12 protein-coding genes and 1 other annotated feature (1 of these 13 only partly in view) are annotated in these 13402 nt (G+C 35.4%); of the genes, 9 read left to right on the top strand and 3 right to left on the bottom strand.

Features of this window, described 5'->3' with window-relative positions; translation table 11 throughout:
- Window positions 1-22: 22 nt before the first annotated feature.
- On the bottom strand, window positions 23-1204 hold the full coding sequence (locus E0D87_RS01870) for an NAD(P)/FAD-dependent oxidoreductase (protein ID WP_130819144.1): 1182 nt from the start codon (window positions 1202-1204) through the stop codon (window positions 23-25).
- Between the two features lie 129 nt (window positions 1205-1333).
- Here E0D87_RS01870 and E0D87_RS01865 point away from each other — a divergent pair, with 129 nt between their 5' ends.
- The 9 genes from E0D87_RS01865 (at window position 1334) to E0D87_RS01825 (ending at window position 10925) form a co-directional block, all read left to right on the top strand.
- Window positions 1334-1840, top strand: coding sequence for an N-acetyltransferase (locus E0D87_RS01865; protein ID WP_130819143.1), 507 nt, complete (start codon window positions 1334-1336; stop codon window positions 1838-1840).
- Window positions 1837-4383: an ATP-dependent DNA helicase gene (locus E0D87_RS01860; RefSeq protein WP_130819142.1), complete on the top strand. Its 2547-nt coding sequence runs from the start codon at window positions 1837-1839 to the stop codon at window positions 4381-4383. Before E0D87_RS01865 ends, E0D87_RS01860 begins: the two co-directional genes overlap by 4 nt.
- A gap of 40 nt (window positions 4384-4423) precedes the next feature.
- The gene (locus E0D87_RS01855; protein WP_004835760.1) at window positions 4424-4750 is read left to right on the top strand and encodes a PadR family transcriptional regulator; all 327 of its coding nucleotides are present in this window, start codon (window positions 4424-4426) and stop codon (window positions 4748-4750) included.
- Window positions 4747-5445: a pseudouridine synthase gene (locus E0D87_RS01850; protein WP_130819141.1), complete on the top strand. Its 699-nt coding sequence runs from the start codon at window positions 4747-4749 to the stop codon at window positions 5443-5445. Before E0D87_RS01855 ends, E0D87_RS01850 begins: the two co-directional genes overlap by 4 nt.
- Window positions 5446-5672: 227 nt before the next feature.
- Window positions 5673-6242 (top strand): glycerol-3-phosphate responsive antiterminator, encoded by a 570-nt coding sequence (locus tag E0D87_RS01845; protein WP_004835740.1) that lies wholly within the window; start codon window positions 5673-5675, stop codon window positions 6240-6242.
- A gap of 10 nt (window positions 6243-6252) precedes the next feature.
- Entirely contained in the window at window positions 6253-7758 is a 1506-nt protein-coding gene (glpK, locus tag E0D87_RS01840) for a glycerol kinase GlpK (protein ID WP_130819140.1), read from the top strand.
- A 121-nt stretch (window positions 7759-7879) separates the two neighbouring features.
- Entirely contained in the window at window positions 7880-9301 is a 1422-nt protein-coding gene (locus E0D87_RS01835; RefSeq protein ID WP_130819139.1) for an NAD(P)/FAD-dependent oxidoreductase, read from the top strand.
- Between the two features lie 11 nt (window positions 9302-9312).
- On the top strand, window positions 9313-10572 hold the full coding sequence (locus E0D87_RS01830; protein ID WP_130819138.1) for an NAD(P)/FAD-dependent oxidoreductase: 1260 nt from the start codon (window positions 9313-9315) through the stop codon (window positions 10570-10572).
- A complete protein-coding gene (locus E0D87_RS01825; protein WP_004835716.1) occupies window positions 10569-10925 on the top strand; it encodes a DUF1667 domain-containing protein in 357 nt (118 codons plus the stop codon). The genes E0D87_RS01830 and E0D87_RS01825 overlap by 4 nt, the downstream gene beginning before the upstream one ends.
- A gap of 83 nt (window positions 10926-11008) precedes the next feature.
- Here E0D87_RS01825 and E0D87_RS01820 read toward each other — a convergent pair whose 3' ends face one another.
- Both E0D87_RS01820 and E0D87_RS01815 read right to left on the bottom strand, forming a co-directional pair.
- Window positions 11009-11746, bottom strand: a complete 738-nt coding sequence (locus tag E0D87_RS01820; RefSeq protein ID WP_130819137.1) for an amino acid ABC transporter ATP-binding protein — start codon at window positions 11744-11746, stop codon at window positions 11009-11011.
- Complete coding sequence (locus E0D87_RS01815; RefSeq protein WP_130819136.1) at window positions 11739-13304, bottom strand: ABC transporter substrate-binding protein/permease; 1566 nt, start codon at window positions 13302-13304, stop codon at window positions 11739-11741. The genes E0D87_RS01820 and E0D87_RS01815 overlap by 8 nt, the downstream gene beginning before the upstream one ends.
- A gap of 65 nt (window positions 13305-13369) precedes the next feature.
- Window positions 13370-13402 (bottom strand) — a binding site (T-box leader) (it continues 197 nt past the right edge of the window).

Below are 13402 nucleotides of genomic sequence, written 5' to 3'. Positions count from 1 at the left end.
CGTTTTGTTTTTATATAATTTTTTATTTTCCAAAAATTTCTTTGCCTAGTTTTGTTTCAGCGACATCTTTTCCATTAAAGACGATGTTTTTAACATCTGTTTGGTATTTGATATCTCCCCAAAGGATTCCACCTACATATGAGTCATCTTTTTTGAAGAGTTTGTAGGTTTTGCCGTCTTTTTCTTCGCTTTCTTCTGTAACACCCTCGCCAGAGTTCATTCCTGCAGAAAATAGCTTGATATCTCCTAGAAGAAGTGTAGAAAATGGTTTTGGTTGAATGTATGATTCTTCATCACCTGTCATGTTGTGACCTGCGATTTTACCCATCTCTTGGCTTGATGTCCAAAGTCCTATAGTGAAGTTTCCAATTTGGGCACAGTCGCCAGCTGCGAAGATATTTTCATTAGCTGTTCTTAGGTGCTCATCTACCATTACGCCCCTATCTGTTTCAATACCAGATTCTTGAGCCATCTTGATGTTTGATCTTACTCCTGCTTGAACCATAATAGCATCAGCGGATATTTCAGTTCCGTCTTCAAGTTTGATACCTGAAACTGCACCATCTTTTGTTAGGATTTCTTGAGTATTTTTGCCAGTTATAGTTTTGATGCCCATTTCGTTAAGTTTTTCTTCTAGTTTTCCTGATAGGTCACGGTCAAGTTGGCGAGCTAATAGATAGTCAAAACTTTCTATAACAATTATATCAAGACCGAGTTTCTTAGCTGAAAATGCAGCTTCAAGACCTAGGATTCCACCACCTATAACTACAACTTCTTTCTTGTCAGAAACATATTCTTTGAAGTTTCTAAGGTCATCTACAGTTCTAATGGCAAATACGCCCTTTGAGTCAATATTTGTGATTGGTGGAACAAAGGCTCTTGCTCCTGTAGCAATCAATGCCTTGCCATATTCGATTTCTTCACCATTTTCTAGGATAGCGATGTTTTTTTCTGGGATGAGCTTTTCTACTTTTGTCTCAAGTTTTTCTTCGATTTTCTTTTCACTATACCAAGGTTGCTTCTTGACATAGATTTCATCTTCTTCGAAGTCTTTGCTTATAAGATCTGAAAGTCTAGTTCTCCAGTAGGTTGATGGTTTTTCATCAGATACTATAAGGATAGTTGCACTTTCATCTCTATTTCTAATTTCTTCTGTTGCTGATAGACCAGCAATTCCGTTTCCTATAATTAAATAATCGTACATATTCTTCTCTTACCTTCCTGTTTTATCTTATAGTCTTATTATACAGGTTGTTAAAATATCTTACAATGTAGGCTAAGGTTTTATGGTAAATGGTATAGTAATAGAAGAAAAGTAAAAGGACGGATAAACATGATTTTTAGAAAAGCTAGCAAAAAAGATATATATGATATAGAAAAATTAATTGAGTTTTCAAGGACTTCACTTAAAAACGATGGAGTGGACCAATGGCAAAAGACAAATCCAGACCTTTATTTAATAAATAGACAGATAGATGAGGAATGTGCTTATGTCCTAGATTTAGACGAAAGAGCCTTTGCCTATGCTTACTTATCTAAAAATGAAGAACCTACCTACAAGGTGTGGGAGGATAAGTTTGAAGGAGATAAGTATTTTGTAATCCACACTCTAATGGTAGATGGTGGAGGAGTAGTAGAAAAGGCAGGGAGTAAGTTTATAGAAGCTATAATAGATTTTTCCAAGAAAAACCTCAAAGATAGCCTTAGGATTGATACTCACAAGGACAATTTTAGGATGAGAGGACTCCTAAAGAAATATAATTTTAAGGAAATTGGCATAATTCGAATAGATGAAGACGGAATTCCTAAAGATAGAATCTGCTATGAGTTGATATTATGAGAAATTTAGGTCAAGAAGAGATTATAAAAGATGCGAAACTACCGGCAGTAGTCCTCGCAGGTCCAGGCACCGGCAAGACTCATACCATAGTAAACTTTGTCGCAGAAGGGATAAAGAAAAAACGCTTTGATGCGAATAAGGTTCTAATCACAACTTTTACCAAAAAAGCTGCCAAAGAGCTTAATACGAGGATTATAACTAAGCTAAAAAATGATGATATCAAAGTCGACCTAAAGGATATGATGATAGGAAACTTTCATTCCCTAGCCATTGATTTTATCAAAAAATACAGGAAACTAGACGACAATTTCTTTAACCTAACTGTTATAGATTCTTTTATGGAAGAGTACGTCATAAAAGAAAACCTAGATGTCTTTAGAAAAATAGATGGTTTTGATAATTATATAAGAAAAAATCAAGTAGCAACTATCCTCGATATATTCCAAACTATAACAAATAACCTAGTCGACCTAGAAGATTTAAGGAAATCATCTGATGATAAAAAACGACTTTCCTACGATATTTACACGACTTATGAGAAAATCCTAAACGATTTGGGTCTTATAAATTTTCAGCTTATCTTAAAGAGGTTTCATGATTTATTGGTTGATCCTGTAATAGGAGATGAGATTAGAGAAAATATAGACCTAGTTGTAATAGATGAATACCAAGATACCAACCTTATCCAAGAAGAAATCGCCTTTAGGCTAACTAAAGATGGAAATATTATCGTATTTGGTGATGACGACCAAGCTCTATATTCTTTTAGGGGAGCTGATCCTAGAAATCTCCTTGATTTTAGTGAAAGATTTTATCAATACTCAAAAATTAAATCAACTACCTACAAGCTAGACATCAACTACAGGTCTAACCAATTTATAGTCAAAAAATCTAAGGACTTCATTGACGAGGCAAAGCTAAATGATAAGAAAGACTTGGTATCAGTAGATGATAAGGAAAATACAAATACCATAGTTAGGGCAAGGTCCGCTAATATTTCAAATATAGTTGCTATTGTTAAACACCTATCTAAAGAAGTTAATCTAAATCAAATTGCCTTTTTGTTTCCTTCCTTTTACAATCCATTTCCAAACCAGCTAGAAAAGGGATTTGAAAAGTCAGGGATAAAAGTTATAAATAGAAAGAGCGATAAGTATTTTTATAGAAAAGAGATTAGGTTTTTTCTATATATCTTGTTAAAATATAAAGATATTAGCCAAATAAATGTAGATCTTGACGAAAGATATATGGACTACTACCAAAAAAAGAAAAATGCCTATAGGAAGTATCTATCAAGTATCTTGGAAGATGAAAATCTGAGACAGAATAAAGAAATAGAAGAGTTTATAGGAAAGATCGCTCACAAGGAAAAGATATCTGAAATAATCTATAAGGCAATTGGACTTAAATATTACAAAAATATCCTGAAAAGGGCAGGAGATGAGGAAAAGAGAGTCCACAAAAATACTGGCAAATTTATAAATTTGGGAGTAGATTTTGATGAGATTTTTGCTGGCAAAGATAATTTTTACGAGAAATTTATCTTTTCCTACCTATATATTTTCTATGACAAAAATGCTATATCAGAATACGATGAGGATGATAATGATATAGACGGGGTCAATTTTATGACAATACACCAAGCCAAGGGACTTGAGTTTGAGGTTGTTTTTGTCTCTAGTCTAAATGACTACCCAAGAGGGGATAGGGAGAAGTTTATTGATATATCTAAGCGAAAAACGAGCGAAGAGGTCAACCTAGATTTTTATAGAAAATATTATACAGCCTTTACTAGAGCTAAGAACCTCTTAGTTTTGTTTAATAACTCAAGGGATAAGAGGATCCAAAAGTTTGTAAATTCTCTCGATACTAGCTCAAGGCTGAGCACGATTGACTTTAGAAGAGAAAATCCTAAAAGTGAAAAAGAAATTCTAGCCTTTACTACAGATATAGATGTCTACAAAACTTGCCCTAGAAAATATAAGTTTATAAGAAAATTATCCTACAAAACCTATAAGAATGAATCCCTAATCTTTGGTAGCAGGGTCCACGCCCTTGCCGAATACATTTATTCTGATAATTTCAATAAAGAAGATATGGGCAATTTCCTTAAGAAAAATCCTATCTATATAAATCCTGTTGCAAACTTGTTAAACAAAGCCTACCAAGTAAAAGACAGTGAGGTTAATTACAAGACGGATAGAAACTTTTATATCCTCCAAGGAAGTCTAGACCTTGTTTTATCTGACAATACCATAGTCGATTTAAAAACTGGATCTTTCGATGAAAGAACCCTTGATAAATATTCCAACCAACTTATAACTTATAAAAATTTGATGGAAGAAAATGGAGAGAAGGTCAAAGAAACCCTCCTTTATTTTATAGAAAAAGGTAAGGAAATAAGAGTAGAAGATAGAGATTTTGATATAGAAGAAATAGATAGGATTGCTAAAAATATAATAGAAGAAAATTTCGATAATAAAACAAAAGATGTAAAAGCTTGCAAGTTTTGTCCAATGAAATTTTACTGTGATAGAGCTTGAAAACATTCTACTATGTTATACAATATAGATAGGTGATAATATGATAGAATCTCAAATGTTAAAGGGAGTAATAGAAGGAGTTATCCTTCATATAATTAAAAATAACGAAACATACGGCTATGAAATCGTAGAAGAGCTCAAAAACTCTGGTTTTTACACTATGACTGAGGGAACAGTTTATCCAATCCTACAAAGATTGTCAAAAAAAGGCTTGATACTTGGTGCCTACAAAAAATCAAATATAGGACCAAAAAGAAAGTATTATTATATAAGTCCAAAGGGTAGAGAGTACCTAGATAGTTTCTACGAATCCTTTAGTGAGATGAGTGAAGCTATAAACAATGTATTAGAGAAAGGTAGAAGATGAGATTAGATAAAATGATAGGAAACTCCGGTCTTGATACTAGAAAAAATATCAAGAGAAATGCTAAAAAAGGAGCTATCCTTGTAAATGGAGAAGTAGTAAAGGACTCATCATATCAGGTTGATCCAGAAGTTGATGAAGTTTACTATATGGGTCAGTTTGTAGATTATTTTGAAAATATTTATATTATGATGAATAAACCACAAGGATATTTGTCGGCTACAGAGGATAAAGACCCAACTGTGATAGATTTGTTAGATGATTTCTATAGAGTCCTTGACTTATCAATAGCAGGTAGGCTAGATAAAGATACGACAGGTCTTTTGCTTTTATCAACTGATGGGAAATTTATCCATAGAGTGACAAGTCCAAATTCCAATATAGAAAAAACTTATATTGCAAAAACACGTGATCGTATAGACGAAAGCCTGATAGATCTTTTCAAAGAAGGCGTGTATATCAAGGAAGATGACTACACAGCAAGATCTGCGAAGCTTGAAATCATAGGTAAAAATGAGGCAAAAGTGATTGTTACTGAAGGGAAGTTTCACTTAGTTAAAAGGCTATTTTCAAATTGCGGCAACGAAGTTGTTGAGCTAAAAAGAGTAGCCATTGGAGATTTAGAGCTTGATAGTCATTTGGGCCTAGGAGAATACAGAGAGCTTAGTGATGATGAAGTTAGTTACTTTGTGGAATAAGTTTTCTAAAAAATAAATTATTAATTTTAAAAGGATCTTTTTATTATAAAGGATCCTTTAAATTTAGAAGAAAATAAGATTCGGCTTAAAAATAATAATATAAAAAGTTTTATGAAAATGATTGCAAGAAATTAAAATCTATGGTAAACTACTTGTAAGAGAATATATAGGAGAAGGCGAGCATAATTAATTTTTACATGCTCGTTTTCTGCGTTTTTGGAGGTTGTATGACGCACGAAGAGATTTTCGATACAATTTATGAAAATCCGATAATCATGGCTATTAAAAACAACAAAGATTTAAGAGACTCTTTGGATAGTGAAAACAAAATTGTGTTTGTGCTTTTTGGTACTGTAGAAAGCATACCACACATAGTAAATAAACTTAAAAACAATGGGAAAATAGTCATGGTACATGAGGATTTGATTGAAGGACTATCAAGCTCGCAGTTGTCTGCAGCCTTCATTAAAAATTACACTAATGCTGATGGAATTATTACGACGAGACCACAAAACGCATCATATGCGAGAAAATTAGGACTTTTTACTATTCTTAGGTTTTTTGTATTGGATTCATTATCCTATGAAAATGTCAAGGAAACTGTAAAAAAGGCCAATTGTGACCTTATCGAAATATTACCAGGAATTATGCCTAAGGTGTTGGCTGATATTTCAAAGAGAACTAGGATTCCTCTAGTTGCTGGAGGCCTAATCAATGAAAAAAGCGATGTGGTAGATGCTCTTAATGCAAATGCCATCGCTATATCAACCTCAAACACTGATGTTTGGAAAATGTAAAGGAGATATCATGGGAAAATATATCATGGCACTAGATGCTGGAACAACAAGTAATAGAGCGATTATTTTTAACAAAAAAGGCGAGATCATGTCTGTGGCACAAAAAGAATTCACCCAATTCTTCCCACATCCAGGTTGGGTAGAACACGATGCAACAGAGATTTGGTCAACTCAACTAGGAGTATGTACAGAAGCTATTGCTAAGCTTGGCATAAGTGCTGAAGAAATCGAAGCTATAGGTATAACAAACCAAAGAGAGACAACTATAGTTTGGGAAAAAGAAACTGGTAAACCTGTCTATAATGCAATCGTTTGGCAATGTAGACGTACAGCTGATATGGCAGACAAACTTGTAGAAGATGGCTACAGAAAAACTATCCAAGACAAGACAGGTCTTGTAGTTGACCCATACTTCTCAGGTACAAAGATTAGATGGATCCTAGATCATATCGAAAACGGCCAAGAAAGAGCAGAAAACGGCGAATTACTTTTCGGTACAGTTGATACATGGTTAATCTACAATTTAACTCGTGGTAAGGTACACGTTACTGATTATTCAAACGCTTCAAGAACTATGATTTTCAATATTCATACTCTTGAGTGGGATGATGAACTATGTGAAATCTTAAATATTCCTAAATGTATGCTTCCAGAAGTAAAACCTTCTTCTAACGTTTATGGAAATACATTTGCAGGTTACTTCGATGGTGAAATTCCAATAGCAGGTATTGCTGGTGACCAACAAGCAGCCTTGTTTGGTCAAACATGCTTTAACGAAGGAGATGCAAAAAATACTTACGGAACAGGTGCCTTCCTACTAATGAATACTGGAGAAGAAGCTGTAAAATCAGAAAACGGTCTAGTAACAACAATAGCTTGGGGACTTGGTGATGGCAAGGTAAATTATGCCCTAGAAGGTTCAATATTCGTTGCAGGTTCTGCTATCCAATGGCTAAGAGACCAACTAAGAATAGTAGATGCTGCTGATGATACAGAATATATGGCAACAAAAGTAGACGATACTAATGGTTGTTATGTAGTTCCAGCCTTTACAGGTCTAGGAGCTCCATATTGGGACGCTTATGCTAGAGGATCTATAGTAGGAATTACTAGAGGAACTAACAAATACCACATAGTAAGAGCAACTCTAGAATCACTAGCTTATCTAACAAATGACGTGTTACAAGCGATGAGTAAAGATAGTGGCAAGACCCTACAAGAACTAAAGGTAGACGGTGGAGCTAGTGCAAATAACTTCTTGATGCAATTCCAAGCTGATATGATTCAAACAAAGGTAGAAAGACCACAAACACTTGAAACTACAGCTCTAGGTGCAGCTTATCTTGCAGGTCTTGCAGTAGGATACTACAAAGACTTAGATGAAATCAAAGAATACAGACAAGTTGACAGAGAATTTAACCCAGAAATCTCCAAAGAAGAAAGAGATAAAAAAGACAGAAACTGGCAAAGAGCAGTTGATAGATCATTTAGCTGGGCAAAAACTTACGAAGAATAATTTACAAAAGACAAAAATTGTGATAAGATAATAATAACAGAATATTGATTAGAGAAGGCGAGCTAAAGTATTACCCTACTTTAGCTCGCTTTTTTCTATCCGTAAAATCATGGAGGGATATATGTACGATGCTATAATTATAGGCGGTGGAGTAACAGGAACATCAATTGCCTACCAATTATCAAAGAAAAAAGGAAAATTCCTATTATTAGAAAAAAACGAAGATGTATGTACTGAAACATCTAAGGCAAATTCAGGTATCTGCCACGGTGGTTATGACGCAATTCCTGGAACAATGAAGGCTAAGATGAATGTCAAAGGAAATCACATGATGGCTGATGAGGCTAAGAAATTATCTTTTCCTTATAAACAAATCGGAACCTTGGTACTATGCCACGATGAAAAAGACTATCCAAAACTAAAAGAGCTTTACGATCAAGGTATAGCAAATGGCGTAGGTGGTATGGAAATCCTAAAAGGAGATCAAGTTAGAGAAATAGAACCAAATGTCTCAGATGATGTTTGCTACGCCCTATATTGTAAAGAAGCTGGTATAGTTGATCCATTTTTAATGAATATAGCTTTTGCAGAAGTATCAAATATCAATGGTGTTGACTACAAGTTTAACGAAAAAGTAATAGAAACAAATCCAAAAGACGGATATTGGGAAGTTGTTACAGAAAATGCTACATATGAAACAAAGGCAGTTGTAAATGCCGCAGGACTTTACTCAGACGAAATCCACAACAAGGTTAGCGATGAGAAGTTTGAAATAAGAGCTAGACGTGGTGAATACCTATTATTAGATAAGGATACTAAAGGCTTTGTAAACCACGTTATGTTTAACCTACCTACAGAAAAAGGTAAGGGAATCCTAGTTTCACCAACTATAGATGAAAATACTCTAGTAGGACCAACATCAGACTTTGTAGATGACAAGGGAGATTTAAGATCAACTAGAGAACACCTAGAAGAAGTTATTGAAAAATCTAACGATACAGTTAAAAACGTACCTGTAAGAATGGTAATCACATCATTTTCAGGAAACAGAGCTCACGAAAAGGGTGGAGACTTTATCCTACAAGAAAGCCTTGATGGATTCTTCGATTGTATAGGAATCGAATCACCAGGACTAACATCAGCTCCAGCTATAGGTGAGTATATGGCAGATCTTGTTAGTAAGAAACTTGACCTTGCCGAAAATACAGACTTTAACTACGATAGAAAACCAACACCAAAGACAAGTGAGTTAAGCATAGAAGAGCACGATGAGTTAATCAAAAAAGATAGTAGATACGGTAAGATTATCTGCAGATGCGAAAAGGTAACTGAAGGTGAAATAGTAGATGCAATCAACAGACCTGTTGGAGCTACAACTGTTGACGGAGTCAAAAGAAGAGTAAGAGCAACAGCAGGAAGATGCCAAGGTGGTTTCTGCCTACCAAGAGTTATGGAAATTCTAGCAAGAGAGCTTGGCAAAGACTATGACGAAGTAGTTAAAAATAACAAAGATTCATATTATATAAAGGGACATGTAAAGTAAGGAGCATTTGGATGAAAAATTATGATTTAGTAGTAGTAGGTGGAGGTCCTGCAGGTCTTGCTGCAGCTGCCAAGTCCTATGACCTAGGTGTAAAAAATATATTACTTGTAGAAAGAGATGATATGCTTGGAGGTATCTTAAACCAATGTATCCACAATGGTTTCGGTCTACACAGATTTAAAGAAGAGCTAACAGGTCCAGAATATGCTCAAAGATTTGCAGACGAAGTAGAAAAAAGAGACATAGACGTTCTTTTAAACACAATAGTAATGGACTTTGCAAATGACAAGACCCTAACCCTTATGAATGAAGAAAATGGAATGTTTACTATAAAACCAAAGGCAGTAATCCTTGCCATGGGTTGTAGAGAAAGACCTAGAGGAGCCCTAAATATTCCAGGAAGCCGTCCAGCAGGGGTTTACTCAGCAGGAACTGCTCAAAGGATGATAAACCTAGAAGGCTATATGCCAGGTAAAAAGGTAGTTATCCTAGGATCTGGAGATATCGGTCTAATTATGGCTAGAAGAATGACTCTAGAAGGGGCAGATGTTCAATGTGTTGCTGAAATCATGCCATACTCTGGAGGACTTAAGAGAAATATAGTTCAATGTCTAGATGACTTTGACATTCCACTTTACTTTAACACAACAATTTCAGGTATAGAAGGAAAAGAAAGAGTAGAAGGTTGTACCTTATCTCAAGTAGATGAGAATATGAAAGTAATCCCTGGCACAGAAAAACACTATGATTGCGATACAATCCTATTATCTGTAGGTCTACTTCCAGAAAACGAACTAACCAAAGAAGCAGAAATAGAAATCGACCCTAAAACAAAGGGAGCTATCGTATCTGATAGGCTAATGACAAATATACCAGGAGTATTTGCATGTGGTAATGTTCTTCACGTTCACGACCTTGTAGACTATGTAACAGAAGAAAGTGAACTTGCAGCTACAAGTGCCGCAGCATATATAGAAGAAAAGTTCAAAGAGTCACAAACAGAACCAATCTATCTAAAAGCAGGAGATGGAATTAGCTACACACTTCCTCAATATATAAACCCAGATACAATGGCAGATACTGCAATAGTAAGATTTAGGGTAAACAACGTTTATCAAAACAGAATCCTAAAGATGTTTGTAGATGGCAAGGAAGTGGCAAAGAAGAGAAAACTAGTATACGCTCCAGGTGAGATGGAAAACTTAATCCTTAAAAAGGAAGACTTACCAGAAGACGCTAAAGAAATAGAAATAAAATTGGAGGAAATATGAAAAGAGATTTAACATGTATAAATTGTCCTCTAGGATGTACTGTAACAGTAACAATGGATGAGGATGGTGAAATCACTGATGTTACTGGCAATACTTGTAAAAGAGGAGAAGTATACGCTAGGAACGAAGTTAAAAATCCAGTAAGAACAATCACATCTACTGTAAAAGTAGAAGGTGGATCTTCCTACTCAGTTCCAGTCAAAACAGCTGATGCTATACCAAAAGAAAAAATGGCAGAAGCTATGAAAGAAATAAATGGAGCAAGTATTTCTGCTCCTGTAAAAGTAGGAGATATAGTAATAGAATCTGTTGCAGATACAGGAATAGCAGTAGTAGCAACAGCAAATAGATAAAGTAAAACTAACTTTCCTTATAGATTACCCTCAAATATAGTCAAGAAAAAACTTCCAGGCACAAGCTTGGAAGTTTTTTCATTCTATTGGTCGAGAAATCTCTTGAGGAATTCTCTCGTTCTATCATTTTCTGGATTGGTGAAGATCTTTTCTGGAGTGCCATCTTCTAGGATGATGCCCTTATTCATAAACAATACCCTAGTAGAAACATCTCTCGCAAAATCCATTTCGTGGGTTACAACTATCATTGTCATCCCGCTTTTGGCAAGCTTTGTCATTACATCTAAGACCTCACCAACTGTCTCAGGATCTAGGGCACTAGTTGGCTCATCAAAGAGTAATACATCTGGATCCATGCAAAGGGCACGAGCTATTGCTACTCTTTGTTGTTGGCCACCTGATATTTGACTAGGCTTAGCATTTACGTAGTTTTGCATATTAACAGATGTAAGATATTTTCTAGAAATCTCTTCTGCCTTATCGTGGCTTCTACCTAGGACTTTGATTTGACCAAGCATACAGTTTTCTAGGACGGTCTTGTTAGCAAAGAGGTTAAAGTTTTGAAAAACCATACCAACTCTTGACCTAAATTTCTTTTGGTCGTATTTGTTCTCTAGGATATTTTCTCCCCTGTAGAGGATTTCTCCACTTGTTGGACTTTCAAGAAGGTTTAGGCAACGAAGGAGGGTAGACTTACCAGATCCAGAAGATCCTATTATTGAAACTACTTCACCTTCATCTACTCCCATATTGATATCCTTTAGTACTAGATTGTCTCCAAATTTTTTCTCTAAATTGTTTACTTTAATTATCTCAGACATTTCTTGCTCCTGTTGATGATTCCATTATAAAGTCCTTGTCGTTAAATTTTCTTTCAAGAAGAAGTAGGATTCTTGTTATAGTAAAGGTTAGGACAAAGTAAATTACCGCTGTTATTAAATATGTTGGGAAGTACTTGTAGGTAGATCCTGCTACTGACTTTGACATAAAGAATAACTCTGTTACAGATATTACGTTAAGGACTGATGTATCCTTGATGTTTATTACAAACTCGTTACCTAGAGATGGTAGGATGGTCCTAATTGTTTGTGGGAGGATTACACTTGTCATAGTTTGCGCCTCGCTTAGACCGATCGCCTTGCAGGCTTCAAATTGGCCCTTGTCGATCGAATTGATTCCACCACGGACAACCTCAGATAGGTAGGCACCTGTATTGATTGAAACTATGAGGATTGCGGCAAACATAGTTGAAAGGTCGATGTCGAAATATTGTTTTAGTCCGTAGAAGATAATTACGGATTGAACCATCATTGGAGTTCCTCTAAATATTTCTACATAGGCTCCCAAGATCCAATTTATAACTTTGTGGAAATAATAAGAAACCTTGTTGTCAGTTTTCTTTACATCCATCCTTCTAATGACTGCAACCACAAGACCTAACAAAAATCCTAGAAGAGTTGATAAAATAGCAATAAACAATGTATTTACAACACCTCTAAGGAAAAGTGAGAAGTAGGTTGACCAGATAGACTTAACTTCTTCTACAAATCCTTGGTTTTCTTCTACACTCGCAGTTATTTCTGTCATCTGACCCATGATTTCTGCTTGCTCTTTATCAATATCCATTCCATCGAGGATTTTATTAATATCTTCGGTGAGGGGACTATTTTTGGCAATACCAACTCCAACAGTTGTATCTACATCATTTGTTTCAAAGCCATTAGCCTCGTCGAATGTGACATAAGTTAGCTTTGGGTTAGAAGCTACAGCAGACTCTGCACCAGCCTCTTCAGAAATATAACCATCTATTGTTCCAGCGTTGGCTGCTGCAATCATTGTAGGGAATGAATCCATAGGCTCTTGTTTAGCTACACCCTCCATTTGGTCGATCATATCGACGTGGAAGGTACCAAGTTGGGCAGTGATCTTTGCATCCTTAAAATCATTAATAGATTTAGCATTCACATAAGGAGAATCCTTTTGAGTAACAACTACCATTTTTGCGTGATAATATGGCTTAGAAAAGTCGATTTGCTCAAGTCTCTCATCAGTTGGACTCATACCAGCAACTATCGCATCAATCTTGCCACTAGTTAGGGCAGGAATAAGTCCGTCCCATTCAATCTTGTAGATCTCAAGTTTCTTGCCAAGACCGTCTGCAATTTTCTTTGCAAATTGCACGTCATAACCATTAGCATATTCTCCAGGGGAGTTTGCTACTGGATAGCCACCGTTTGTATCATTTACCTCAGAGAAGTTAAAAGGAGCGTAGTTTACTTCCATACCGACCCTAAAGGTATCATCTTCACTGGCACTTGCCATATGTAATGGTGTGAATAACAAGACAATCGCCAAAAGTACATTCAATAATTTTTTCATAATAAAATCCTTTCTAAATAAATTTGATTGTAAAAAAAAAAAGCCCTTACTGCATCAATAGATGCAATAAGGGCGAAATTCGCGTTACCACCTTAATT

It is taken from the genome of Anaerococcus vaginimassiliensis (assembly GCF_900626155.1).
Lineage (GTDB): Bacteria > Bacillota > Clostridia > Tissierellales > Peptoniphilaceae > Anaerococcus > Anaerococcus vaginimassiliensis.
Note: the sequence above shows the minus strand (reverse complement) of the source record. Positions and strands in the feature narration are given on the sequence as shown.

Excerpts from the sequence above, each read along its gene's own strand:
- glpK (WP_130819140.1), top strand. The coding sequence starts at position 6,253 with ATGGGAAAATATATCATGGCACTAGATGCTGGAACAACAAGTAATAGA.
- E0D87_RS01845 (WP_004835740.1), top strand. The coding sequence starts at position 5,673 with ATGACGCACGAAGAGATTTTCGATACAATTTATGAAAATCCGATAATC.
- E0D87_RS01855 (WP_004835760.1), top strand. The coding sequence starts at position 4,424 with ATGATAGAATCTCAAATGTTAAAGGGAGTAATAGAAGGAGTTATCCTT.
- E0D87_RS01850 (WP_130819141.1), top strand. The coding sequence starts at position 4,747 with ATGAGATTAGATAAAATGATAGGAAACTCCGGTCTTGATACTAGAAAA.
- E0D87_RS01865 (WP_130819143.1), top strand. The coding sequence starts at position 1,334 with ATGATTTTTAGAAAAGCTAGCAAAAAAGATATATATGATATAGAAAAA.
- E0D87_RS01870 (WP_130819144.1), bottom strand. The coding sequence starts at position 1,204 with ATGTACGATTATTTAATTATAGGAAACGGAATTGCTGGTCTATCAGCA.
- E0D87_RS01830 (WP_130819138.1), top strand. The coding sequence starts at position 9,313 with ATGAAAAATTATGATTTAGTAGTAGTAGGTGGAGGTCCTGCAGGTCTT.
- E0D87_RS01860 (WP_130819142.1), top strand. The coding sequence starts at position 1,837 with ATGAGAAATTTAGGTCAAGAAGAGATTATAAAAGATGCGAAACTACCG.
- E0D87_RS01825 (WP_004835716.1), top strand. The coding sequence starts at position 10,569 with ATGAAAAGAGATTTAACATGTATAAATTGTCCTCTAGGATGTACTGTA.
- E0D87_RS01815 (WP_130819136.1), bottom strand. The coding sequence starts at position 13,304 with ATGAAAAAATTATTGAATGTACTTTTGGCGATTGTCTTGTTATTCACA.
- E0D87_RS01835 (WP_130819139.1), top strand. The coding sequence starts at position 7,880 with ATGTACGATGCTATAATTATAGGCGGTGGAGTAACAGGAACATCAATT.
- E0D87_RS01820 (WP_130819137.1), bottom strand. The coding sequence starts at position 11,746 with ATGTCTGAGATAATTAAAGTAAACAATTTAGAGAAAAAATTTGGAGAC.